The 24,477-nt window shown below is 64.4% G+C and carries 18 protein-coding genes; 10 read left to right on the plus strand and 8 right to left on the minus strand.

The window, feature by feature from the left end:
* Positions 1-40 precede the first annotated feature (40 nt).
* From ABE493_RS06210 to ABE493_RS06220, 3 genes are read right to left on the minus strand one after another with little or no spacing between them, the layout of a single operon-like run.
* Positions 41-1,696: a pseudouridine synthase gene (locus ABE493_RS06210; RefSeq protein ID WP_346498074.1), complete on the minus strand. Its 1,656-nt coding sequence runs from the start codon at positions 1,694-1,696 to the stop codon at positions 41-43.
* Positions 1,689-2,540: an SMC-Scp complex subunit ScpB gene (gene scpB, locus ABE493_RS06215; protein WP_346498075.1), complete on the minus strand. Its 852-nt coding sequence runs from the start codon at positions 2,538-2,540 to the stop codon at positions 1,689-1,691. Before scpB ends, ABE493_RS06210 begins: the two co-directional genes overlap by 8 nt.
* Positions 2,541-2,556: 16 nt before the next feature.
* Positions 2,557-3,453 (minus strand): segregation and condensation protein A, encoded by an 897-nt coding sequence (locus ABE493_RS06220; protein WP_346498076.1) that lies wholly within the window; start codon positions 3,451-3,453, stop codon positions 2,557-2,559.
* 353 nt (positions 3,454-3,806) lie between these two features.
* Between ABE493_RS06220 and ABE493_RS06225 the strand changes: the two genes are divergently transcribed.
* The 9 genes from ABE493_RS06225 (at position 3,807) to ABE493_RS06265 (ending at position 16,605) form a co-directional block, all read left to right on the plus strand.
* Positions 3,807-4,106 (plus strand): YciI family protein, encoded by a 300-nt coding sequence (locus ABE493_RS06225; protein WP_346498077.1) that lies wholly within the window; start codon positions 3,807-3,809, stop codon positions 4,104-4,106.
* The gene (locus ABE493_RS06230; protein WP_346498078.1) at positions 4,103-4,381 is read left to right on the plus strand and encodes a BolA family protein; all 279 of its coding nucleotides are present in this window, start codon (positions 4,103-4,105) and stop codon (positions 4,379-4,381) included. Before ABE493_RS06225 ends, ABE493_RS06230 begins: the two co-directional genes overlap by 4 nt.
* A gap of 144 nt (positions 4,382-4,525) precedes the next feature.
* Positions 4,526-5,566 carry a LacI family DNA-binding transcriptional regulator gene (locus tag ABE493_RS06235; protein WP_346498079.1) on the plus strand — a complete coding sequence of 347 codons (1,041 nt, stop codon included), beginning with the start codon at positions 4,526-4,528 and terminating at the stop codon, positions 5,564-5,566.
* A 54-nt stretch (positions 5,567-5,620) separates the two neighbouring features.
* Complete coding sequence (locus tag ABE493_RS06240; RefSeq protein WP_346498080.1) at positions 5,621-8,581, plus strand: TonB-dependent receptor; 2,961 nt, start codon at positions 5,621-5,623, stop codon at positions 8,579-8,581.
* A gap of 160 nt (positions 8,582-8,741) precedes the next feature.
* Entirely contained in the window at positions 8,742-10,316 is a 1,575-nt protein-coding gene (locus ABE493_RS06245; RefSeq protein WP_430980724.1) for a glucoamylase family protein, read from the plus strand.
* A gap of 10 nt (positions 10,317-10,326) precedes the next feature.
* The gene (locus ABE493_RS06250) at positions 10,327-11,601 is read left to right on the plus strand and encodes a sugar ABC transporter substrate-binding protein (RefSeq protein WP_346498081.1); all 1,275 of its coding nucleotides are present in this window, start codon (positions 10,327-10,329) and stop codon (positions 11,599-11,601) included.
* A complete protein-coding gene (locus tag ABE493_RS06255; protein WP_057626068.1) occupies positions 11,598-12,479 on the plus strand; it encodes a carbohydrate ABC transporter permease in 882 nt (293 codons plus the stop codon). Before ABE493_RS06250 ends, ABE493_RS06255 begins: the two co-directional genes overlap by 4 nt.
* The gene (locus ABE493_RS06260; protein ID WP_346498082.1) at positions 12,476-13,327 is read left to right on the plus strand and encodes a carbohydrate ABC transporter permease; all 852 of its coding nucleotides are present in this window, start codon (positions 12,476-12,478) and stop codon (positions 13,325-13,327) included. Before ABE493_RS06255 ends, ABE493_RS06260 begins: the two co-directional genes overlap by 4 nt.
* A 128-nt stretch (positions 13,328-13,455) precedes the next feature.
* Positions 13,456-16,605: a discoidin domain-containing protein gene (locus ABE493_RS06265; RefSeq protein WP_346498115.1), complete on the plus strand. Its 3,150-nt coding sequence runs from the start codon at positions 13,456-13,458 to the stop codon at positions 16,603-16,605.
* A 466-nt stretch (positions 16,606-17,071) separates the two neighbouring features.
* On the opposite strand, the gene eda is transcribed toward ABE493_RS06265, so the two are convergent.
* The 5 genes from eda to zwf all read right to left on the minus strand — a co-directional run bounded on the left by eda (position 17,072) and on the right by zwf (position 22,977).
* Positions 17,072-17,731, minus strand: coding sequence for a bifunctional 4-hydroxy-2-oxoglutarate aldolase/2-dehydro-3-deoxy-phosphogluconate aldolase (gene eda, locus ABE493_RS06270; RefSeq protein WP_346498083.1), 660 nt, complete (start codon positions 17,729-17,731; stop codon positions 17,072-17,074).
* Between the two features lie 38 nt (positions 17,732-17,769).
* Entirely contained in the window at positions 17,770-19,680 is a 1,911-nt protein-coding gene (gene edd, locus ABE493_RS06275; RefSeq protein WP_346498084.1) for a phosphogluconate dehydratase, read from the minus strand.
* Between the two features lie 137 nt (positions 19,681-19,817).
* A complete protein-coding gene (gene pgl / locus ABE493_RS06280) occupies positions 19,818-20,537 on the minus strand; it encodes a 6-phosphogluconolactonase (protein WP_346498085.1) in 720 nt (239 codons plus the stop codon).
* On the minus strand, positions 20,534-21,541 hold the full coding sequence (gene glk, locus ABE493_RS06285; RefSeq protein ID WP_346498086.1) for a glucokinase: 1,008 nt from the start codon (positions 21,539-21,541) through the stop codon (positions 20,534-20,536). The genes pgl and glk overlap by 4 nt, the downstream gene beginning before the upstream one ends.
* A complete protein-coding gene (gene zwf / locus ABE493_RS06290; protein WP_346498087.1) occupies positions 21,538-22,977 on the minus strand; it encodes a glucose-6-phosphate dehydrogenase in 1,440 nt (479 codons plus the stop codon). The genes glk and zwf overlap by 4 nt, the downstream gene beginning before the upstream one ends.
* A 318-nt stretch (positions 22,978-23,295) precedes the next feature.
* Between zwf and ABE493_RS06295 the strand changes: the two genes are divergently transcribed.
* Positions 23,296-24,399 (plus strand): ABC transporter ATP-binding protein, encoded by a 1,104-nt coding sequence (locus ABE493_RS06295; protein ID WP_346498088.1) that lies wholly within the window; start codon positions 23,296-23,298, stop codon positions 24,397-24,399.
* Positions 24,400-24,477 lie beyond the last annotated feature (78 nt).

Consider the following 24,477-nt stretch of genomic DNA (forward strand, 5'->3'; position numbering starts at 1 on the left):
TCGCTAAAGCGACCAGACGCGAAGTCTGGTCGTTGGCGAATCAGGCGCCGCGCGGGCCGCGGTTGCCTCCGCCGCCGGGACGACCACCGCCACCCGGACGGCCTGCGCCGCCGGGGCGGTTGCCACCCGGGCGCGGGCCACCTGAGGGACGACCGCCGGGGCCGCCCGGGCCACGGTTGCCGCCACTCGGGCGATTGCCGGCCGGACGCGCGCCGTACGGGCTGAAGCCCGGGTTGGCGTGGTCGGACGGGAAGCTCGGGGCATTGCCCGGGTGACCGTAGGGGTGCTTGCGCTGGCCCTGGCCTTGACCCTGGCTTGCGCCCTGGCCGCCAGCACCCTGCGGACGGCCCTGACCGGGACCGCCACGGCTGGCACCGGGTGCGCCGCCCGGACGCGGCTTGCCGTAGGGACGGGCCTGGCCGTCAGCGGCGGCCGGGCCACGGCCCGGACCACGATTGCCGCCGGGGCCGCGTGCTGCGCCCGGACCTGCATTGCGGTGGCCGCTCGGGCCGGTGCTGACACCGTCCGGCACATACCAGGTGCGGAACGCAGCCGGGTTGCCATCCGGCAGGCTGCGGTCGCCAGCGGGCTTGCGCTGCTTGAACGGCTTCTGCGACTGCTTGGCTGCGGCTTCGCCGCTGACCGTCAGGCCGCCCTTGAAGCCGCCGCCGCTCTTGCCGCCACGGCCACGGCCGCCGCGGTCTTCGCGCACGTTGTCAAAGCGACGCAGTTCGCGGCCTTCGTCAGCGGTGTTGTGGCCGTTGACGTAGGCATTGCCACGGCTGCCTTCGCGGGACACGCGCAGGGTGGTCTTGACCGCCTTGCGCTGGCCGATCACCGGCTGCAGGGTCAGTGCCGACGGGGTGCCTTCTTCCAGCTTGAGCTGGGCGCGCAGCGCGTCAACCTGCTGGGTGGTCAGTTCCACCGACTTGCCACGCATCAGTTCGCGCGGCAGCTCGATCTTGCCGTAACGCGTGCGCTTCAGGCGGCTGACCTGGCAGCCCTGCGATTCCCACAGGCGGCGCACTTCGCGGTTGCGGCCTTCCTTCACCACTACGCGGAACCAGTCGTGCGAGTCGGTGCCGCCGATGCGCTCGACTTCGTCGAACTTGGCGCCGCCGTCTTCCAGTAGTACGCCACGGCCGAGGCGCTCGATGATTTCGTCGGAGACCTTCTCTTCGCCTTCCGGTGCACGCACGCGCACCACGTACTCGCGCTCGACTTCAAACGACGGGTGCATCATCGCGTTGGCGAGTTCACCGTCGGTGGTAGCCAGCAGCAAGCCGGTGGTATTGATGTCGAGGCGGCCGATGGCGATCCAGCGTGCACCCTTCAACGGCGGCAGCGCTTCGAATACGGTCGGGCGGCCTTCGGGATCGTCACGCGTGGTGACTTCGCCCTCGGGCTTGTTGTAGATCAAAACGCGCGACGGGTCGGTCAGGGCGCTGGCGACAAAGCTGCGACCGTCAAGGTCGATCTTGTCGCCGCTCTTGATCGACATGCCGGTCTTGGCGACTTCGCCATTGACCTTGACCAGGCCGTCGGCGATGCGCTGCTCCAGTGCGCGGCGCGAGCCCAGGCCGGCTTGTGCCAGGACCTTGTGCAGGCGCTCTTCGAGCTTGGGCTGCTGTTCGGTGTCAGCTTCGCGCTTGAGCGAGAGCTTGTTCAACGAAGGTTTACGGGGGGTGTCACTCATCTGTTTGGCTCCGGCCGGCGTTTTCCGCGTCGGCCTCTGGTTCGGAATCGGCTACGTCAACAGCCACGGTCGTCGTCGCGACGGCGTTGTTTTCAGTTTGTTCCACTTCCGCCGCGCGCTCTCCCGGCGCGGCGTCGGGTTCGCCGGTGAAGGCGGTGTCGGATGCGACCGCGTCTGAATCCGTGGATTCTGGCGTGGCTGCGGGTGTCGTATCGCTATCGTTGGCGGCGTCCAGGCCCATGGGCGAGGCGGCGCCGGCGGCTAGCGGAGCAGCTGGCTGGCCGTCGCCATCCAGCGGTAATTGCGGTTCCAGCTCGCCGATATCGCGCAGTTCGGACAGCGGCGGCAACTGGTCCAGGCGCTTGAGCCCGAAATAATCCAGGAAGCCCTTGGTGGTGCCGAACAGGGCCGGCTTGCCGGGCACATCGCGGTGGCCGATGACCCGGATCCACTCGCGCTCTTCCAGCGCCTGGATGATGTTGCTGCTTACCGCCACGCCGCGGACCTGTTCAATCTCGCCGCGGGTGATCGGCTGCCGGTAGGCAATCAGCGCCAGGGTTTCCAGGGTGGCGCGGGTGTAGCGGGTCTTGCGTTCGGTCCACAGCCGGGACACCCAGCCGTGCACTTCGCTGGTGATCTGGTAGCGGTAGCCGGAGGCTACTTCGACCAGTTCCACGCCGCGTCCAGCGCAGCCTTCGCGCAGCAGTTCCAGTGCCCGTTCAATGCTGCCCGGCGGCGCCGGTGCATCCTCGGGAAACAGGCCCTGCAGCTGCGTCAGGGTTACCGGCTGGCTGGAGGCCAACAGGGTTCCTTCGACAATGCGGTTGATCAGCGGTTGATCCATGCGTTGGGTCGGTTGCTCAGGCGGGAATGTCGGCGTCATCGAACTCGCTGGAAAACTGCAGCGGTGCGTTGGTGTTGCCGGTGGCCAGGGACTTCACATAAATCGGAGCAAGTGGGGCTTCCTGCACGAGGTCGAGCAGTTGCTCCTTGGCCAGTTCCAATACCGCAAGGAAGGTGACCAGAACGCCGAGCTTGCCTTCTTCGGCGGTGAACAGACTTTCAAAACGGTAGAACTTGTCGCCTTCCAGCAGGCTGAGCACATCGCCCATGCGCTGCCGCACACTCAGAGCCTCGCGTTTGATCGCGTGGCCGCTGAACAGCTCGGCGCGCTTGAGTACGTCGTGCAGCGCCAGCAGCATTTCCTTCAGTTCCACCGGCGGTGGGGTCTTGACCAGCACCCGCTCGGGCACGAAGGCGTGCGCCATGCTGGTGTCGCGGTCCTGCCGGGGCAGGCTGTCGATGTCCTCGGCGGCCTGCTTGAAACGTTCGTATTCCTGCAGACGGCGTACCAGCTCGGCGCGCGGGTCTGCTTCTTCGCCTTCGATGCTGGGTGGGCGCGGCAACAGCATGCGCGACTTCACTTCAGCAAGAATGGCTGCCATCACCAGATACTCGGCTGCCAGTTCAAAGCGCAGCTCCTGCATCACGTTGATGTATTCCACGTACTGCTTGGTGATCTCGGCGACCGGGATATCAAGGATGTCCAGGTTCTGCCGGCGGATCAGGTAGAGCAGCAGATCCAGCGGGCCCTCGAATGCGTCAAGGATGACTTCCAGTGCGTCCGGCGGAATGTACAGATCCTGGGGGATCTGCAGAACCGGCTGGCCATGCACCATCGCCAGCGGCATTTCCTGCTGCTGAGGTAAGGATTGCTGCGCTGGCGGGTTCGCGTCGTGCGCGAGTTCGGAAGTCATCAGGTCGACATTCGGGGGTATTGCGGGCTGTACACACCCCAGGTTCTCGCCCGGGAGGGTTCCAGCCCCTGTATTACGAGCTACTCGCGCTTGTTTGGCGCGCTTCCACACATAAACAACAAGGCGCGCCGCAGTATCAGCGGCAACGTCATTACGAGGAGGTCGTCTACGCGGTCCGGGAAGTGATGTGCTTCGGTGGTTGGGTGGCGGGTCTGGGCCCGTCACCGCACCGAGCGGCAACTGGCCGACTGCGTGCAATGGACTAAAGAGTAATCGCCCGGGCAGGGCGGTGTCCAGCATTGTGACGCTAGACTTGGCATCGTTCCATTCAGCAGACAAGCGGAGAAAGGCCAGTGTGGTACGTAATCGAGGGCTATGACGGTACGGATGTGCTTGCGGCGCGGCTGCAGGCGCGGGCGGCGCACCTGCAGCGGTTGCAGACATTGCTTGACCAGGGGCGGCTGCTTTTGGCCGGTCCCTGTCCTGCGGTTGACGCGGAAGATCCCGGTCCGGCCGGCTTCAGCGGCAGCGTGGTGATTGCCAGTTTCGAGAATCTGGGCGCCGCGCGGGCCTGGGCCGAGGCTGACCCTTACGTGGCGGCGGGCGTCTATGTGCGCGTGGATGTGCGGCCATTCCGCAAGGTGTTGCCATGAGCCGGGTCGAGCGGATCCGCAGCGCCCTGCAGGCGGCGTTCACCCCGCAGCTGGTGGAGGTGCGGGACGACAGCCACCGTCACGCCGGCCATGTTGGGGCCAGTGATGGGCGAGGGCATTTCAAGGTCATGGTGGTTAGCGAGGCATTTGCGGGCAAGGCGCCGCTGGCCCGCCACCGGGCGGTCTATGCCGCGCTCGGCGACATGATGGAAACGGACATCCATGCGCTCTCGATCAAGGCGCTGACCCCCCAGGAGCAGAGGGCTCCGGGCTGAACGGGCAAGGTGACCGCAGGACGCCCGGCAAGCTGGACAGGACAGTACTTGTCCGCACGGGACATCCAGACCTAACGAACTGTTTACAATCGCAATTGGAAACGTTTACAGTCCGCCTCACCCTGTATTGCGGAGGGTAGGGCGGTGGCGAAGTCGGCAGTTACGATCAAGGATGTCGCCCGCGAGGCGAATGTCTCCGTCGCCACGGTGTCACGCGCGCTCAATGGCCACGACAATGTCGCCGCGCCGGTGCGCGCGCTGGTCCTTGAGGTCGCCAAGCGCTTGCGCTACAGCCCGCATGCGGCTGCGCGCAGCCTCAGCAGCCGCAGTACCCAGACCGTCGGCCTGGTACTTCCTGACCTTTACGGCGAGTTCTTTTCCGAGTTGATGCGCGGCATCGACGGCGTGGCCAGTGCCCATCGCCGGCACCTGCTGGTGTCCAGCTACCACGGTGAACAGAAACAGCAGGGTGCCGTGCTGCAGGCGATGCGTGGCCGCGTGGATGGCCTGCTTGTCCTGTCGCCCTACGCTGGCGACCCTGATTTTCTGATCGACAACCTGCCGCCTGCGCTGCCCACGGTATTGATCAACACGCCCTTGGCGGACGCTCATTACCCGGTTTTCAGCATCGATGACCATGCCGGCGCGCTGTCCATGACCCGGCATCTGCTTGATGCCGGCCATCGCCGCATCGCCTTCATCGCGGGGCCGGTGCACAACCACGATGCACAGCAACGCCTGCAGGGTTTCCGTGCGGCGATGGCGGCGTTCGACGGCAAGGTGGAAGCGATCGAGCTGCCGGGCAACTTTGACGAAGCCTCCGGCCACCAGGCTGGATTGGCATTGTTGGCGCGCTCAAGCCTGCCGGATGCGGTGTTTGCCGCCAACGACATGATGGCCCTGGGTTGTCTGTATGCGTTCTCGCAGGCAGGCGTGAAAGTACCTGCGCAAATCGCACTCGCCGGCTATGACGACATCCCTTTGGCGCGTTTTGTTCACCCCGCGTTGACAACGATGCAGGTCAGCATCGCCGAGTTGGGCGAGCGGGCGATGCTGCAGCTGGTGCAGATGATCGACAACGATCAGACACAGGCGGCGCCCGCCGTAACGCTGGTTCCAACCTTGGTCGTACGCGATTCCACCGTCGCGGGCGACGTTTCTGCACCCGGCGATAGACCGGGGTAGCTCACACACACAACCCTTGCGGCTTCCCTGTCGCTGCCTTGGGAGAGGTAAAACATGAACAAGAAATTGAATGACGCCATGCCCCCACGCAAGCTGCTCAGCGGTGCGCTTGCTGCGTGCCTGTTGCTGGGCACAGCGCCGGCGTTCGCACAGAGCACCAGTGCCACCATCCGTGGCCAGGTGATGGCTGACTCGGCCCCCGCCGCGCAGGCCCAGGTCACCGCCACCAACATCGCCACTGGCCTTGCGCGCAGCGTGCAGAGCACCGGCACCGGCAGTTATTCGCTGGCTGGCCTGCCGCCGGGTACCTACAAGGTGGATGTCGTTGCCGGCGGCAAGAGCAGCAGCCAGAACATCACCGTGGCCGTCGGCCAGACCGCCACCGTCAACCTGGGTGTGGGCGGCGTGGCTGAAACCGGCGGCGGGTCGGCAACCACGCTCGATGCGGTGCAGGTAACGGCGCAGGCGCCGATCGAGACCAAGACCTCGGAAATTGCCACCTACATCACCCCGCAGCAGATCCAGGCCTTGCCGCAGGGCACGCGCAACTTCCTGGCCTTCGCCGACACCGTGCCTGGCATGGTGTTCGAGCAGAATCCGTCCAACGGTTCCACCAAGCTGCGCGGTGGCGTGCAGAGCGCCAACAACGTCAACGTCTACATCGATGGTGTGGGCCAGAAAAACTATGTCACCCAGGGTGGCATCACCGGCCAGGATGCCAGCCGCGGCAACCCGTTCCCGCAGTTGGCCATCGGTGAGTACAAGGTCATCACCTCCAATTACAAGGCCGAGTACGACCAGATCAGTTCGGCTGCGGTGACCGCGGTGACCAAGTCCGGCACCAATGAGTTCAAGGGCTCGTTCTTCTGGGATTACACCAACCAGGATTGGCGCGAACTGCGCGAGAGCGAGAAGAACGGCGTCGGCAAGACCCGTTCCGGCGAGAAACAATACGGCGGCAGCTTCGGTGGCCCGATCGTGCAGGACCGCGCGCACTTCTTCGTCACCTACGAGGGCAAGGAATACAACGCGCCGCAGGACCTCAAGCCCGGTGAGGGCCGCTTGCCCAGCGACCTGCCGCAGTCCTGGCGCGACCAGCTCGGTGCCACCGCGACGCCGTTCAAGGAAGACCTGTACTTCGGCAAGCTGGATTGGTCGGTGAACGATGCCAACCTGCTTGAGTTCACCTACAAGCGCCGTGAAGAGAGCGAGATCGGCAACGTCGGCGGGCAGAGCGCGCGCAGCTACGGCACCGATACCGGCGTCACCGAGGACCGCTACGACCTGCGTTGGCAGTACTCCAACACCAATTGGCTCAGCGATTCGCACCTCACCTACGAGAAGGCGTTCTGGACCAAGGCGCCGGTCAATTTCGGCAACGGCAGTGTGCTGACCGACGGCAGCGGCGATGACGGCAAGCAGATCTACCGCATCGGTGCCGGCGACGGCGGCCTGCAGGACAAGGGCCAGAAGGGCTGGTCGTTCCAGAACGACACCACCTTCTTCGGCTGGGAAGGGCACACGCTCAAGTTCGGCGTCAAGTACAAGCAGGTGGACCTGGACACGATCGAACAGCAGCCCTACAACCCGCAGTTCTACTACGACATCAACCAGGGCGGCGACGTGCCGTACTTCGTGCGCTTCGGCAGCCCGGCGGTCGGTACCGGTGGCGGCGCGGTCACCTCCAAGAACAAGCAGTTCGGCATCTACATCCAGGACGACTGGGAAGTTACCGAGCGCCTGACCTTGAACCTGGGCCTGCGCTGGGATTACGAAAAGACCCCGTCCTACCTGGATTACGCCACCGCACCGGACGTGCTGGCCTCGCTGGCCAGCCAGGACCCGAATGCCGGCGCTGGCCAGACCTATGCGCAGACGCTGGCGCTGGGCGGCATCGACATCAACCGCTATATCAGCACCGGCAACAACCGCAAACCGTTCAAGGATGCGATCCAGCCGCGTCTGGGCTTCTCCTATGACCTGAGCGGCGATGAGCGGCTGGTGCTGTTCGGCGGTGTCGGCCGTTCCTATGACCGCAATCTGTTCGACTACCTGCAGCTGGAACGCAGCAAGGCGTCCTTCCCGACCCGTCGTTTCAAGATCAACTCGCCCGGGCATGCCTGTGCGGTGGGCGGCGACTGCCTGGACTGGAATCCGCAGCTGCTGGATCGCGATTACCTGATGTCGCTGGTGGATGCGACCGAGGCCGGCCGCGAAGTGTGGATGTTCGACAACAAGCTGAAAACGCCGTATTCGGACCAGTTCAGCGTGGGCATCCGCAGCAGCTTCAACATGGGCGGGCATGACTGGAACAGTTCGGCCACCGTGCAGCACACCCGTTACAAGGACGGCCTGCTGATCTCACGCGGCAACCGCTATGCCGATGGCGGCGTTTTTGCCCCCAACGGCAGCCCGTGGAACGCGCCGGGTCTGCCGGATCTGGGCGCGCTGATCGTCGCTACCAATGGCTTCGAATCCAAGAACACCGCCTTGCTGTTGAGCCTGGACAAGCCTTACACGGCTGAAAGCCCGTGGAACCTCAACGTTGCCTACACGCTGACCGACGCCAAGCAGAACATCCATGAAAAGGATCCGGTGTTCGGCTGGTACTTCCAGCAGGGCGGCTGGTTCGATGGTGCCTGGGCGCCGAAGCACCGTCTGGTGGTCAGTGGCTTCACCGATCTGCCGTGGGGCATGAGCGCGTCCGGCAAGCTGACACTGGCCAGCAAGATCAAGCGCTGGGATATCGACGGTACCGCTGCCTACGGTGGCTACGAGCGTCCGCACAGCTGGGAGCCGAGTGGCAGCCTGGGCTTCAAGCAGTTCGACATGTCGCTGACCAAGACCTGGGACACCGGCACCGACCTCAAGCTCAAGGTGCGCGCCGACCTGCTCAATGCCTTCAACTGGACCAACTGGGGCGGTTACGGCATCAACTGGGACACCGGTGTGGTCAGCAGCTGGGATCAGTACGCCACCCGTACCTTCAAGCTGTCATTTGGTCTGGATTGGTAAGTGCCAGCGTCCCGGTCGCCTTATAGTTGGCGGCCGGGACTTTTCCTATATGCAGTACGCCTTCGCCACGTGAATGTGGTGCTATGTTTTCGAGATGGATGTCGCCTTGAGCAAGTCACGTACCCCGCAGTTGTTGGCCTGTGTTCTCGCCGGTATCGGGCTGGCGTTGTTGGGGGGCTGTGGCAAGGCGCCGGAGCCTCCGATGCCCAAGGTATTGCCGCAGGTGATCCTGATCGAGGCGGACCTGCCGCCACGGCCGATGAAACCGGATCTGCCGCCGCTGTTCGACGACATCGAGCGGCGCACGTTCCAGTTCTTCTGGGACACCACCAACGAACAGAACGGGCTCACCCCCGACCGCTACCCGTCACGGCCGTTTGCCAGCATCGCCTCGGTCGGCTTCGCGCTGACCTCCTATCCGATCGGCATCGAGAACGGCTGGGTCAGCCGCAACCAGGCGGTGGAACGCACCCTGGTCACGCTGAAGTTCTTCCGTGACCTGCCCAGCGGGCCGCAGCGTACCGGCAAGGCCGGTTACAAGGGTTTCTACTACCACTTCCTGGACATGCAGCAGGGCCGCCGCTATGACAGCTGGGTGGAACTGTCCAGCGTGGATACCGCACTGTTGCTGATGGGCGTGCTGTTCGCACAGTCGTACTACGACCAGGACAATCCGCGCGAGAAGGAAATCCGGCAGATTGCCGACACTCTCTACAAGCGCGTGGATTGGCAGTGGCTGCAACGCAACAAGCCGCTGGTCTCGATGGGCTGGTTCCCGGAAAGCGGCTTCATCCAGCACGACTGGATGGGCTACAACGAGGCGATGATGCTGTACGTGCTGGCGCTGGGTTCGCCGACGCATCCGGTCGAGCCCGACGCGTGGACGGTGTGGTCGCGCACCTACGACAACGACTGGGGCGTTTACCAAGGCCAGGAGTATCTGTCGTTTGGGCCGTTGTTCGGCCATCAATACAGCCATGTCTGGATCGACTTCCGCGATATCCAGGACCCGTACATGCGCGAGCGCGGCATCGATTACTTCCTCAACAGCCGCCGCGCCACGCTTGCCCAACGCGAATACGCGATTGAAAACCCGATGCAGTGGAAGGACTACAGCGCCAACGTCTGGGGCCTGACTGCCGGCGACGGGCCGCAGAACACCACCCAGGAATACAAGGGCGAGCAGCGTCAGTTCCGTCACTATTCGGCACGTGGCGCGGGCCTGCGCGAGAACTTCGACGACGGCACCATCGTGCCCTCGGCGGCGATCTCTTCATTGCCGTTCGCACCGGAAGTGGTGATCCCGGCCACGGTGGAGATGCACAAGCGCTACGGCGATTACCTGTATTCGAGCTACGGCTTCCTGGACTCGTTCAATCCCAGCTTCGGCTACGACATTCCGCTCAAGACCGGGCGTTTGATCCCCGATCGCGGCTGGGTTGCCAGCGATTACATCGCCATCGACCAAGGCCCGATCCTGGCCGGCATCGCCAACTACCGCGATGAATTCGTGTGGGAGGTGATGAAAAAGAACCCCTACATCCGCAAGGGCCTGGAGCGGGCTGGGTTCACCGGTGGCTGGCTTGCCCCGGAAGACAGCTTCCAGCCACTGCAGAAAGACGAGCAGGCGGCATCGGCGCGGGCATCGGGCATTGCCGAGTCGCGCGCTGCGGCGGCGGCCGAGCAAAAGGCGGCCAGCCAGCCGTCGGCCCCGCCAGCGGCAAAGAAACAGTGAAGCGCGGCCAATGATCCGCGCGCTGGCAGTGCTGTTGTTGCTGCTCGCAGGCTGCAGCAAGCCGGAGCAGGGCACCACCCTGCGGTTCTGGGCGATGGGCCGCGAGGCCGAAGTGGTCGGCGAACTGGTGCGCGAGTTCGAGGCCGAAAACCCCGGCATCCATGTCGACGTGCAGAACATTCCATGGACCGCCGCGCATGAAAAACTGCTGACCGCCTATGCTGCCGATGGCTTGCCGGATGTCTGCCAGCTCGGCAATACCTGGATCGCGGAATTCGCCACCCTGCAGGCGCTGACCCCGCTGCAGCCACTGGTGGATGCATCCACCGGTATCGATCAACGCGATTACTTTGCCGGCATCTGGGATACCAATGTCGTCGACGGTGAGCTGGTTGGCATTCCCTGGTACGTGGATACGCGCCTGCTGTTCTATCGCAAGGATCTGCTGCGCAAGGCCGGCTACGCGCAGCCGCCGCGCACCTGGGCCGAATGGGAGCAGATGAACGCGGCGCTGAAGAAGATCATGGGCACACGCGGCTACCCGGTGCTGATGCCCTTGAACGAGTTCGAACCACAACTCTCGTTTGCCCTGCAGCAGGAAGATACCTTGCTGCGCGACGGCGATACCCGTGGCAATTTCCGCAGCCCCGGTTTCCGGCGCACGCTGGCCTTCTACGACAACATGTTCGAGCAGGGCTGGGCGCCGAAGATGTCCGAAACCCAGATCTCCAATGTCTGGGACGAGTTCTTCCGTGGCTTCACCGCCTTCTATCTGTCCGGGCCGTGGAATATCCGCGAGTTCCGCCAGCGCCAGCCACCCGGGCTGGAAGGCGAGTGGGGCACAACGCCGCTGCCCGGTCCCGATGGTCCCGGCGCAGGCATTGCCGGCGGCACCAGCCTGGTGGTGTTCCGTTCCTCGCAGAAGAAGGAAGCGGCCTGGAAGCTGATCGAGTTCCTGTCGCGGCCTGAGATCCAACAGCGCTTCTACAAGATCATTGGCGACCTGCCGCCGCGTCGCAGTGCGTGGCGCTCGCCGGAATTGCAGAATGATCCTTTGACTGCCGCCTTCGCCGACCAGCTCGAACGCGTCAAACCCACGCCCAAAGTGCTGGAGTGGGAGCGTATTGCCCAGCAGATGCGGGTGGTGACCGAACAGGTGGTGCGCGGTGGTTTGCCGCAGGACAGGGCAGTAGAACAGCTGGATCAACAGGTGGATGACATCCTCGCCAAGCGCCGCTGGATCGTCGAACAGCAGGCGGCCGCCGCAACGAAGGCAGCGCCATGAAGCGCGGATCGCTGGCTGGCTGGATCTTTGCCGCACCGGCGCTGATCGTGATCGGCGTGTTCTTCGGCCTGCCGGTGTTGTCGGCGCTGGCCTTGAGCCTGACCGACTTCGATCTCTACGCGCTGGCCGACCCGCACAATCTGCGCTTCAACGGCCTGGGCAATTACATCGACCTGCTGCAGACGCCGATGTTCTGGAAGTCGCTGGGCAATACCGCGTACTTCGTGGTGGCCGGTGTGCCCTTGTCGATCGCGGTTTCGCTGGGTGCAGCGCTGTTGCTCAATGCGCCGGCGGCGCGTTTCAAGGCGCTGTTCCGCACCGCGCTGTTTGCACCGGTGGTAACCACGCTGGTGGCTGTGGCGGTGATCTGGCGTTACCTTTTCCATACCCGCTACGGCATGGTGAACTGGGGGTTGGGCCAGATCGGCATCAATCCCATCGATTGGCTGGGTGACCCGAACTGGGCGATGCCAACCATCATTGGTTTCGCGGTGTGGAAGAACTTCGGCTACAACATGGTGATCTTCCTGGCCGGGCTGCAGGCCATTCCCAAGGACCTGTACGAGGCAGCGCGGATTGATGGCGCCTCGCGTTGGCAGCAGTTCCTGCATATCACCTTGCCGATGCTGGGGCCGGTGCTGCTGGTGGTCGGCGTGATTACCGTGTCGGGCTATTTCCAGCTGTTTGCCGAGCCCTATGTGATGACCCGTGGCGATCCGCTGCAGAGCACGGTGAGCGTGCTGTATTTCATGTTCGAGGAAGGCTTCAAGTGGTGGAACCTGGGTCGCGCCTCGGCCGTGGCCTTCCTGCTATTCCTGATCATCCTGGCGGTGACCACGTTGATGTTGCGCTTCGGCAAGCGCAGGGAGCTGGTATGAGTGGCGTTGCTGGCAGTCGGGAAATCGGCCAATCGCGTTGGCATGCGTGGTGGGTGAACGGCGGGCTGTTGCTGCTGGCGCTGGTCAGCCTGGCACCGTTGGCGTGGATGTTGTCGGTGTCGTTCATGCCCAGCGGGCAGGCATCGCAGTTTCCGCCGCCACTGTTGCCTGCGCATACCACGCTGGCCAACTACCAAGCCTTGTTCGCGCGAACCGGCATGGGCAACAACTTCGTCAACAGCTTGCTGGTATCGGTTGCGATCACCTTGGGCTCGCTGCTGTTCAATACCCTGGCCGGCTACGCTTTTGCCAAGCTGCGTTTTGCCGGCCGTGAGCGCCTGTTCCAGATGCTGCTGGCGGCACTGGTGATTCCGGCGCAGGTGGCGATGCTGCCACTGTTCCTGCTGATGAAACAGATGGGCCTGGTCAACACCTTCGGTGGCGTGGTGATTCCCGCCTTGGCCAGCGTATTCGGCATCTTCCTGGTGCGCCAGTACGCGCGCTCGATTCCCGATGAGCTGCTGGAAGCGGCGCGCATCGATGGCGCCAGCGAGGCGCGCATCTTCTTCCAGATCGTGCTGCCGATGCTCAAGCCGGTGCTGGTGACCTTGGCGATCTTCACCTTCATGGGCGCATGGAACGATTTCATGTGGCCGTTGATCGTATTGACCGACCAGGAGCACTACACCTTGCCGGTGGCACTGGCCAGCCTGTCGCGCGAGCACATCATGGACGTGGAAATGATGATGGCCGGTGCGGTTGTCACGGTATTGCCGGTGCTGTTGCTGTTCCTGGTGCTGCAGCGCTACTACATCCAGGGTCTGCTGCTGGGCAGCGTCAAGGGCTGAGGCCGCAGCAAACGAAAGGTGGCGGCGATGCTGTCTTTCCATACGTAACATACCGCCGCGAATGGCGGTGATCTTTGCGAAAATCCGGCAGTTGCTGCCGGCGATGAATCAGGATTCTGGTGATGAAAATGCGTACTGTGATCGGCCTGTTGTTCTTGCTGCTGGCCTGGGTGCAGCCGGCCAACGCAGCCGTGCTGGCCAAGTTTGACGATATCGCCGCCTGGCAGCTGATCACCTCGCCGCAGGTCAGCGGTTCGCTGCGTCCGGTTGCCGGCAACAATGGCCGTGCGCTGTGCCTGGACTACGACTTCCACGAAGTCTCCGGCTATGTCGGTATCCGCCGGCCATTGGATGTGACCTGGCCGGAAAACTACCAGTTGTCCTTCGACCTGCGCGGCGATTCGCCGGCCAATGATCTGCAGTTCAAGCTGGTTGATGCCAGCGGCGACAATGTCTGGTGGGTCAACCGCCCAGGTTTCAACTTCCCGAAGAACTGGACCCGCATCACGTACCGCAAGCGGCATATCGAAAAGGCCTGGGGACCGGGCCAGGACAAGACCCTGCGCCGCAGCGCGGCGGTGGAGTTCACCATCTACAGCAAGGTAGGTGGCCGCGGCACGGTGTGCTTCGATCAGTTGAACCTGCAGCCACTGCCCAAGGAAGACAACTCGGCGCTGACCACCACGGTGATTGCCGATACCGCGACCGCCCTGCAGCAGCGGATTGCCGACGGCAGGGCGGATACCTTGTGGATCAGTGGCGGCGTCAAGCAGCAGACCGTGAGCCTGGACCTGGGCAAGGTGCGTGAGTTCGGCGGTGCGGTGGTGCAGTGGGCGCCGGGGCTGGAAGCGTCGCGCTACGTGGTGCGTTCGTCCACCGATGGCCGCGACTGGAAAACCCTGCGTGAAGTGAGCAGCGGTTCGGGCGGCAAGGATTGGCTGGCGTTGCCCGAGACCGAAGCACGCTACCTGCGCTTTGATCTGGTTGACGGCCCCAACTGGCGCTACGGCATCCGCGATATCAGCCTCAAGCCGTTGTCGTTCGCGACCACGCCGAATGATTTCGTCCGCTCAGTCGCCGCCGATCTGCCGCGTGGCGCCCTGCCGCGTGGCTTCAGCGGCGAGCAACCCTACTGGACGATCCTGGGCCTGGATGGCGGCCGCGAACAGGCCTTGATCAGCGAGGACGGCGCGCTGGAAGCGGCCAAGGCCGGTTTCAGCATCGAGCCGTTCGTCGTGCTCGACGGCAAGGTGATTGGCTGGGCCGAGGTGAAGACCACGCAGGTGCTGCTCGACGGCTATCTGCCGATGCCGACGGTGGGCTGGCAGCACGAACGCTTCGCCTTGAATGTCGGCGGCTTTGTGCAGGGCCGGCCGGAGCAGGCGCAGCTGGTTGCACGCTACGAGCTGCGCAATACCGACAAGGTTGCGCATGAGTACCGCCTGGCGCTGGCGGTACGGCCGTTCCAGGTCAACCCGCCCAGCCAGTTCCTCAACACCGTCGGTGGCGTCAGCCGCATCGACAACCTGGCGATGCAGCCGGCGCAGGTCAGCGTCAACGGCCAGCCGCGCGTGTATGCAACGGCGCCGGCCGATGCCGTGTTCGCCAGCAGTTTCGACAGCAAGCTGGATGTCACCCACCTGGCCGACAAGACCTTGCCGGGCACGAAGGAAGTTCGCGACGCCACCGGTCTTGCCTCCGGTGCGCTGGTCTACAACTGGAAACTGGAACCGGGCCAGCGCCGCGAGGTGGTGCTGGTGCTGCCGCAGACCGGCAACTGGCAGATGCCGGCCAAATTCGATGCCGACAAGGCACAGCAACAGGTCGCCGCGATGTGGCGACAGAAGCTGGACCAGCTCAAGCTGCGCCTGCCGGAAGCGGGCCAGCCCTTGGCCAATACGCTGCGCACGGCGTTGGCGCATATGTTGATTTCGCGGGTGGGGCCGAGCCTGCAGCCGGGCACGCGTTCCTATGCGCGCAGCTGGATCCGCGATGGCGCGATGATTTCTGAAGGGCTGCTGCGGATGGGGCGCGCCGATGCGGTGCGCCAGTACGTGGACTGGTATGCGCCGTATCAGTTTGAAAGCGGCATGGTGCCGTGCTGCGTGGATGCGCGTGGCAGCGACCCGGTACCGGAGAACGACAGCCACGGCGAGTTGATCTACACCATCGCCGAATACTGGCGGCATACCGGCGATACCGCGTTCCTGCAGCAGATGTGGCCACATGTGCAGAAGGCCTGGAGCTATATGGAACACCTGCGGCTGAGCGAGCGCACCGAGGAGAACCGGGCGCGCAATGCCGGCTTCTACGGCATGATGCCGGCCTCGATCAGCCATGAAGGCTATTCGGCCAAACCAGTGCATTCGTACTGGGACAATTTCTGGGCGCTGCGGGGTTACAAGGACGCGGCCGACATGGCGGCTGCGTTGGGGCTGGAAGCGGAAGCGGCAACCATGGCTGCATCGCGCGATCAGTTCCGTCAGGATCTGGACGAATCACTGCACGCGGCAATGGCTGCGCATAAGATCGACTATCTGCCCGGCTCAGTGGAGTTGGGCGACTTCGATGCCACCTCGACCACCATCGCTTTGGCGCCGGGCGGCGAGCAGGGCAGGTTGCCGCAACCGGCCTTGGACAATACGTTCGAACGTTATTGGCAGAACTTCGTCGAGCGCCGTGACGGCAAGCGCCAGTGGAAGGACTACACGCCGTACGAATGGCGCAACGTCAGTGCCTTCGTGCGCCTGGGTTGGCGCGCACGGGCCTGGGAGGCGACCGAGTTCTTCTTCAAGGACCGCGCGCCGCCGGCGTGGAACCAGTGGGCTGAAGTGGTTTCTTCAACGCCGCGTCAGCCGTTCTTTGTCGGTGACCTGCCGCATGCGTGGGTGGCGTCGGATTTCGTCCGCTCGGCGTTGGACATGTTCGCCTACGAGCGCGATGTAGATGGGCCGATCGTACTGGCCGCAGGTGTGCCCAGTGCCTGGCTGACCGGCAAGGGCATCGCCATCGAGGATCTGAATACTTCGCACGGCAGCTTGAGCTATTCGCTGCAGCGCAGTGACAAGCAGCTCACCCTGCAGGTGTCCGAAGGGCTGCGTTTGCCGGCGGCGGGGCTGTTGCTGCAATGGCCTTATGAAGGCACGCCGGGAGACGCGACGATCAATGGCGAGCCGGCGCAATGGCTGGGCAATGAGCTGCATATCGGCAGCCTGCCGGCCAAGGTCGAGATCGAGATTCCTGCGGACCTGCGCCGCAGTGAGCGCGGCAAGCGCTGAGTCATAAAAACTGCGCCTCGAATACCGAGGCGCAGGCCAGTCGACGAGAGGGAGAGGAAGAACTTCCGTCGGATCTGAAAAAACCAAACCACCAGCCTACCGTTGGCTTGTTGCCAATGGCTGGAAGCAAAGCTGTAGTGCCGAGCCATGCTCGGCAGGGGCATTGCCCGGGAATGCGTGTAGGAGCGGCGTAAGCCGCGAAGCTGATGGTGCTGCAGCCGCGGCAAGGCAAGGCCGTGCTCGACAGAGGCAGGTGGTTTTGTCGCTGTTGGCTTCGCGGCTTACGCCGCTCCTACAACGGTCGCTAAATTTGTGGGAGCGGCGTGAGCCGCGAAGCTGGTGGTGCATGCAGGCCTTGCATAAACCAGCACCCACCTCCTGGTCGAAACCTTGGGAAGTGGATGTAGGTGGTTCTATTGGCGTCGGCTTCGCGGCTTACGCCGCTCCCATAAAAAGGCGCGGTACGTCAGCCGGCGCGGGCCTGCTTGACGATGGCTGCTGCGGCGGCAGCGGACTTCTTTACTTCGTCCCACTGACCGTTGCGGATCCAGCTGTCCTGCACCATCCACGAGCCACCAATGCAGACCACGTTCTTCTGCGCCAGGTAGTCGCCTGCGGTGGCTTCGGTGATGCCGCCGGTGGGGCAGAGCTTGAGTTCCGGGATGGGACCGGCAACGCCCTTGATCATCGCCAGCCCGCCAACGGCAGTGGCCGGGAACAGCTTGCAGATACGGAAGCCGCGCGCCACCAGTTCCAACAATTCGGTCGGCGAAGCCGCACCGGGAACCACCGGCAACGGCGCGGCGGCCAGCGCAACGGCCATATGCGCGGGTGTGCCCGGGGTGACGATGAAGTCGGCGCCGGCATCGATCGAGCGCTGCATCTGCTCGACGGTCAGCACGGTGCCCGCACCCACCACCACATCCGGCAGCTCGCGCTTGAGCATGGCCAAGGCTTCCATCGCCACCGGCGTGCGCAGGGTCAGTTCAATCGCTGGCAAGCCACCTTCCAGCAGCGCTGCGCTCACGGCGCGCGCCTGGTCCAGGGTGTGCACGGTAACTACCGGCAGGATGCCGGCGGCAGTCAACAGCTGCTCAGCGCGGTCCTGGTATTGGGTAATGCTCATAGTGTCCTCATCAATGATCTATTGCCGGTGCAGGCGCCTCAGGCGTCCTTGGCTTCGTGCGGTGCGGCGGCTGCGGCATGGTCGTGGCCAAGTTCGTACTCGGCGTCGTATTCCCACAGGCTGCCGTCCGGGCGTGCAGGACCGCAGGAGATCGATATGGCGCCCTGGTCGGCGGGCCCAACGATGCGGCGGTTCATCGCGAACAGGTTGCGGCCCATGTCCGAGCCGGCCGGTGCGGTGTTGGCGGCAATGCCACGGCTCGCCCATTCGGCAGCGTCAACCAGTACTTCCAGCGTTCCGGCTTCGCCGTCCAGGCGGATGATGTCGCCTTCGCGGATGCGTGCGATGGGGCCGCCGCGTGCCGCTTCCGGGGTGACGTGGATGGCGGCCGGGATCTTGCCGGAGGCGCCGGACAGGCGGCCATCGGTGACCAAGGCAACGCGTCGGCCCTGGTTCTGCAGCAGGCCCAGCAGTGGCGCCAACGAGTGCAGTTCCGGCATGCCATTGGAACGCGGGCCCTGGTAACGCACCACCGCAATGAAGTCCTGCGGCAATGCACCGGCGGCATGCAGTTTGTTGAGGATCTGCGGCGCATCGACCACCACCGCTGGCGCTTCGATGGTGCGGTATTGCGGCTTCACTGCCGACAGCTTGATCAGCGAGCGGCCGATATTGCCGCGCAGCAGGCGCAGGCCACCCTGGGCCTCGAACGGGTTGGCGGCTGGGCGTACCACTTCTTCATCGCCGCTGACCGCAGCGGCTGGCACATAGCTGACCTTGCCGTCGGTAAGGCGCGGCTCCTGCGCAAAGGCGCGCATGCCGCCCTCGACAATAGTGGTGGCATCGGCGTGCATCAGGCCGGCGTCCATCAGTTCGCGGAACACGAAACCGGGGCCGCCGGCTGCGGCAAACCGGTTCACGTCGGCTTCGCCATTGGGATAGACGCGCGCCAGCAGCGGCACGATCTGCGACAGCTCATCCATGTCGTCCCAGGTCAGCACGACGCCAGCAGCACGTGCCACCGCGATCCAGTGGATGGTGTGGTTGGTGGAGCCGCCGGTGGCCATCAAGGCAACCACGGCATTGACGATGGCGCGTTCGTCGATCAGATGGCCGAGCGGGCGGAAATCGCTTCCCAGGGCGCTGATTTCCAGTGCGCGTGCGGTGGCGGCGCGGGTCAATGCATCGCGCAGCGGCAGCTCCGGGTTGACGAAGGAGGCGCCGGGCAGCTGCACGCCCATCGCTTCCAGCAATACCTGGTTGGAATTGGCGGTGCCGTAGAAGGTGCAGGTGCCGGCGCCGTGATACGAGGCGGACTCGGCTTCCAGCAGTTCCTCGCGGGTGGCTTCGCCAGCGGCGTAACGCTCGCGGACCTCGGCCTTCTTCTTGTTCGGGATGCCCGGGGTCATCGGCCCGGCCGGCACGAATACCGCTGGCAGGTGGCCAAAGGCCAACGCGCCGATCAGAAGGCCCGGCACGATCTTGTCGCAGACGCCCAGATAGATGGTGGCATCGAACATGTCATGGCTGAGGCCGATCGCGGTGGCCTGGGCAATGATGTCGCGCGAGAACAGCGACAGCTCCATGCCGCCACGGCCCTGGGTGACGCCATCGCACATGGCCGGTACCGCACCTGCAACCTGGGCGGTGGCGCCCAGCTCGCGCGCGGCATTGCGGATCAGTTCCGGGTAGTGCTCGAACGGCTGGTGGGCCGAGAGCATGTCGTTGTACGAGGTGATGATGCCCAGGTTGGGCGTCACGTCGCCGCGCAGGCGGTCCTTGTCGGTCGGGCCACAAGCAGCAAAGGCGTGGGCCAGGTTGCCGCAGCTCAGGCGCGTGCGGAACGGGCCTTCGCGCAATGCGGCATCGATACCCGCCAGGTAGGCCGCGCGCGACGGGGCGCTGCGCTGGCGGATGCGTTCGGTGATGGCGTGGATTTTCGGATGCATGGCTTTATGGCTGGAAAGGAGGTGGGGGCGGCAGAACGGGTTTCTTGCAGGCGTCGGTTGGGTGCATCAAAGGTGGATTGGCCTGCAGGTGACGGGCAGCTGCGCGGGGTGGTCTGTTGCCTTTTCCAATGGCCGGTTCAAGGGCACCAATGCACGCGCAGCGGATTGCCGGGCGCATTGATCGCAGCAAGGATCGGGTAGGTAAGCACGTCGCCGGAAGCAATTGCGGCGTTGAGCACCTCCAGCTTCTGGTTGCCGCGCAGCAGCAGCAGGCGCTGGCCAGCCAGGGCCAGACCATGGGGGGTCAGGGTGATGCGCAGCGGCCAGTTCTTGGCGACCGGGCAGCCGGTGGCGTCCAGCGCGGCGTATGGGTGTTTGCTCTGCAGTGCCTGCGGCAGATCGGCCGAGCCCGGGAACAACGAAGCGGTATGGCCGTCATTGCCCATGCCCAGCACCACCAGACAGGCCGGCTGCGAATGGGTGGCAAGCAGGTTGGCGGTATGCACGCACTCGGCGATCGGCAGGCCAACCCGCACCAGCGGATCGAAATGCGCACCTTCGGCATGGCGCAGGAAACTGTCGCGTACCAGCCAGGCGTTGCTGTCCTTGTCCTGCGGCGACAGCCAGCGCTCGTCGGCCAGGCCGACTTCCACCCGCGCCCACTCCAGGCCCTGGTCAGACAGCAGTTCGTAGATCGGTGCCGGCGTGGTGCCGCCGGACAGCAGCATGCGGGCGCGTCCGCGCTGTGCGATTTCCGCACTCAACAGCGCTGCCATTTCCTTGGCGACACCTTCGGTCCAGGCCTCTTCGTCGGCATGCCGGACAAGGGTGATGCGGTCGGAAACAGCGGCGTTCATGCGGTGACTCCAGAGTTGGCGCGCTGCATGTCGACCGCATAGGCGGCGGCACCGAGCAGGCCGGGGCAGGGATGGGTGATGGCCATTGAAGGGATCTGCGACATGGTCGCGGCAAACCGGCCCTTGCTTTCAAAGCGCTGGCGGAAGCCGGAATGCTGCAGCTGCTGCAGCAGGCGCGGGACCAGCCCGCCGGTGAGGAATACGCCGTCCCAGGCGCCCTGCACCAGTACCGCGTCGCCGGCCACGGCGCCGAAGATCTCAAGAAAAACCTCGACCGCACGGCTTGCCAGCACATCACCTTCGGCGGCGCGGGCGCTGACCTCGGCCGGTTGCAGCAGGCCCGGATCGGTACCGGCGATCTCGCAGATGGCGCGATGGATATTGACCAGACCGGGTCCGCAGACCAGGCGCTCATTGGAAACGCGGCCGAACTGCGCCGAGAGGATTTCCAGGATGCGGATCTGCTCGGGCGAATTGGGGGCAAAACCGGCGTGGCCGCCTTCGGTGGCCAGCGGGTAGTTGCGGCCATCGCGTACCACCAGCCCGCCGACGCCCAGACCGGTGCCCGGCCCGAGCACGCAATAGTTACGCGGCTCGCCTGCGGCTGCAGGCTGCCAGCCGGCGCCGCCAACCTGCACCACATCGTCAACGCCAAGCAAGGCGATCGACATGGCCTGGGCAACGAAATCGTTGATCAGGTAGAGCTGCTCGAAGCCGAGTTGTTCGGCGGTGCGCGAGCGCGAGATCACCCACGGATGATTGGTGATGCGCGCCTCGTCGCCGTCGACCCGGCCGGCTACCGCGAATACGCCGCTGCCGGCACTGGCGCCGCGCTGCTGCAGGTAGTGCGCGGCCGCATCGGCCAGTGATGCGAACTGCGCCACCGGGTATTCATCGATGCTGGTTTGATCCAACGGGCTGCTGGTGGAGCAGTCGGCCAGCGCGAAGCGTGCGTTGGTGCCACCAATATCCGCTACCAGTACCAGCTCCGCGCTGGGGCTCACAGCCCCTGCTCCGGACCGGCATCGGCAGCGATGGATTCGGGCAGGAAGTCCTGCGCCAGCTGCGGGCCCCAGCCACCGGCCGGGTAGGGTTCCATCGGCAGGTCGGCGGCCTTCCAGGCATCGCTGATGCTGTCGATCCAGGCCCAGGCGGCGCGCACTTCGTCATCGCGCACGAACAGCGCGTGGTTGCCGTTGAAGGCATCCAGGAACAGGCGTTCGTAGGCGATGCGGCGATGCAGGCCGGTGGGTACGGACAGTTCCAGTTCCAGCGGCTGCAGTTCCAGCGCGCCCCATTCCGGGCCGGCCAGGGAGCTCATCAGGCCGAGCTGGATGTTCTCCTGCGGCTGCAACTGGAAGGTCAGGCGATTGGGCGTGGCGCTCTTGCGGTCCGGGCGTTCGAACAACCAATGCGTCACCGGCTTGAGGTTGACCTCGATGCGGGTGGTGCGCTCCGGCAGGCGCTTGCCGGTGACCAGATGGAACGGCACGCCAGCCCAGCGCCAGTTGTCGATATGCGCGGTGACGCCGACAAAGGTTTCCGCTTCGCTGCCTTCCGGCGGCTGGTAGGCCTGCGCCGGCTGGCCATTGATGCTGCCAGCGGTATAGCGGCCGCGCACGCTGTCCTTGGCCGCGTGCTTGGCGTCGAGCGGGCGCAGGGCGCGCAGCACCTTGACCTTCTCGTCGCGGATGCGGTCCGCTTCCAGCGATGCCGGTGGTTCCATCGCCACCAGGCACAGCAGCTGCAGGATATGGCTCTGCACCATGTCGCGCAGTGCGCCGGAGCGCGAGTAATAGGAGTCACGGCCATCCACGCCATCGCTTTCAGCGACCAGGATGTGTACCGAAGCGATGTAGTTACGGTTCCACACCGCTTCAAGCAGGGTGTTGCCGAAGCGCAGCGCCATCAGGTTCTGTACGGCGGCCTTGCCCAGGTAGTGGTCCAGACGGAACACCCGGTCTTCGTCGATCAGCTTGCCGATCGACTGCAGGATTTCCTCGGCGCTGTCGCTGTCCGAGCCGATCGGCTTTTCCAGCATCAGCCGGTGTGGCGCGGCCAATGCGCCGCCCAGGGCCAGGCCTTCGCAGGTGGAGATGTACAGGCCCGGCGGAATCGCCAGGTAGCTGACGCAGGTGCGGTGCACCAGATCCTTGACCGACTCGGCCACCGACTCGGCATTGCGCAGGTCCACCGAGCGGTAGTCGATGCGGCTGAGCAGGTTGCCGATGTCCTCCTGGCTGGCATGGGGCATTGCTGCTTCCAGGCGCGGGCGCAGGATGTCGCGGAATTTTTCGGTGTCATGCGGCGACAGGGCCAGCGCACGGACGCGGAAATCTTCGGGAAGTAGACCGTCGCCGAGCAGGCGCAGCAGGGACGGGAACAAATAACGCTGGGCCAGGTCGCCTGTGGCACCGAACAGGAAAAGGGTGTCGTGCATTGCGCGAGTTTCGGGTGCTGATGACATCGTTGTCAATTGTTCGTCTTCAAGGCCTGCGCCGCGATTGGGACGCCCGCGTCCTTCGGCGCGAGGGGGCGGGCGTGGGGCAACCTGGGCTTGTGCAATGCAGCATGTCGCGAGGGCGGAAACAGGTCCGTGCAGCGCAGCGCAGGTGCCATGTAAGGGCAGTAGCGATGGTGCCATATGAATATGCTTACCGTGCACAATGTTTCGGATGTATACGATTGCAGGAAACTGTTCTCTTGTTGTAACGCAAGTGTTCCGCTGCTCCAGGTTTCGACTCGCAACGAGGTGGTGATGGCCAAGGTTCAATTCGACAGTGTGCGCAAGGTGTATGACAACGGGCAGGTCGCCGTTGCCGGGGCCAGTTTCGATATCGCCGATGGCGAGTTGATGGTGCTGGTGGGCCCTTCGGGTTGCGGCAAGTCCACACTGCTGCGAATGGTGGCGGGGCTGGAGGAGATCAGCGCCGGCAAGCTGTGGATCGGCGAGCGCGTGGTCAACGACGTCGCGCCGAAGGACCGGGACATTGCCATGGTGTTCCAGAACTACGCGCTTTATCCGCACATGACCGTGGCCGAGAACCTGGGCTTTGGTTTGAAGCTGCGTGGCCATGACAAGGCGGAAGTGCAGCGCCGCGTGCAGGCCGCAGCCGAGGCCTTGGGGTTGACGGCGATGCTGGACAAGTTGCCGCGCGCCATGTCCGGTGGCCAGCGCCAGCGCGTGGCACTGGGCAGGGCGCTGGTGCGTGAGCCGGAGGTATTCCTGCTGGATGAGCCGCTGTCCAACCTGGATGCAAAACTGCGTCACTCGGTGCGCACCGAGATCGCCCAGCTGCATCGCAAGCTGGGTACGACGATGATCTACGTCACCCACGATCAGGTCGAGGCGATGACGTTGGGGCAGCGCATCGTGGTGCTCAACGAAGGTGTGATCCAGCAGATAGACACGCCGATGGCGCTGTACGAGAAGCCGGTCAATCTGTTTGTCGCAGGCTTCCTTGGCAGCCCAGCGATGAACATGCTGCGCGGCCAATTACGCCGTGGTGCGGACGGTATGGCTGTGTTGCAGCTGGATGAGCCGGGTCAGGATGGAGCTGCCGACGTGGTGCTGGGTGCTGTATCGCTGGCTGCGGAATGGTTTGGCAAGCCGCTGGTGGTTGGCGTGCGCCCTGAGCATCTGCAGCCCGGCACCGGGGCTTCGGCGTTCAATGCGCGTATCGAAGGCCTGGAGCCGGTAGGCAACGAGATCTTCGTCAACCTGCGCTACGGCCAGCAGGCGCTGATCATGCGGGTTGCACCACAGCAGCTGCCGCAGGTCGGGCAGGAGATATCGGTGGAAGTTACGCCGGCTGCGTTGCATTTCTTTGATGCGAGCAGTGGTGGGCGTATTGAGGGCTGAGCTGTTGTAGTGCCTAGCCATGCTCGGCAGAGGCCTTACCGGTGAGGCCCCTGCCGAGCATGGCTCGGCACTACAGGA

This window comes from Stenotrophomonas terrae (genome assembly GCF_039674165.1).
GTDB lineage: Bacteria > Pseudomonadota > Gammaproteobacteria > Xanthomonadales > Xanthomonadaceae > Stenotrophomonas > Stenotrophomonas terrae_A.

What these genes read in the sequence shown, in the direction of transcription:
- pgl (WP_346498085.1), bottom strand. Translation starts at nt 20,537, where the DNA reads ATGAACGCCGCTGTTTCCGACCGCATCACCCTTGTCCGGCATGCCGAC.
- ABE493_RS06210 (WP_346498074.1), bottom strand. Translation starts at nt 1,696, where the DNA reads ATGAGTGACACCCCCCGTAAACCTTCGTTGAACAAGCTCTCGCTCAAG.
- ABE493_RS06230 (WP_346498078.1), top strand. Translation starts at nt 4,103, where the DNA reads ATGAGCCGGGTCGAGCGGATCCGCAGCGCCCTGCAGGCGGCGTTCACC.
- zwf (WP_346498087.1), bottom strand. Translation starts at nt 22,977, where the DNA reads ATGCACGACACCCTTTTCCTGTTCGGTGCCACAGGCGACCTGGCCCAG.
- ABE493_RS06260 (WP_346498082.1), top strand. Translation starts at nt 12,476, where the DNA reads ATGAGTGGCGTTGCTGGCAGTCGGGAAATCGGCCAATCGCGTTGGCAT.
- ABE493_RS06220 (WP_346498076.1), bottom strand. Translation starts at nt 3,453, where the DNA reads ATGACTTCCGAACTCGCGCACGACGCGAACCCGCCAGCGCAGCAATCC.
- eda (WP_346498083.1), bottom strand. Translation starts at nt 17,731, where the DNA reads ATGAGCATTACCCAATACCAGGACCGCGCTGAGCAGCTGTTGACTGCC.
- edd (WP_346498084.1), bottom strand. Translation starts at nt 19,680, where the DNA reads ATGCATCCGAAAATCCACGCCATCACCGAACGCATCCGCCAGCGCAGC.
- scpB (WP_346498075.1), bottom strand. Translation starts at nt 2,540, where the DNA reads ATGGATCAACCGCTGATCAACCGCATTGTCGAAGGAACCCTGTTGGCC.
- ABE493_RS06265 (WP_346498115.1), top strand. Translation starts at nt 13,456, where the DNA reads ATGCGTACTGTGATCGGCCTGTTGTTCTTGCTGCTGGCCTGGGTGCAG.
- ABE493_RS06250 (WP_346498081.1), top strand. Translation starts at nt 10,327, where the DNA reads ATGATCCGCGCGCTGGCAGTGCTGTTGTTGCTGCTCGCAGGCTGCAGC.
- ABE493_RS06240 (WP_346498080.1), top strand. Translation starts at nt 5,621, where the DNA reads ATGAACAAGAAATTGAATGACGCCATGCCCCCACGCAAGCTGCTCAGC.
- ABE493_RS06295 (WP_346498088.1), top strand. Translation starts at nt 23,296, where the DNA reads ATGGCCAAGGTTCAATTCGACAGTGTGCGCAAGGTGTATGACAACGGG.
- ABE493_RS06255 (WP_057626068.1), top strand. Translation starts at nt 11,598, where the DNA reads ATGAAGCGCGGATCGCTGGCTGGCTGGATCTTTGCCGCACCGGCGCTG.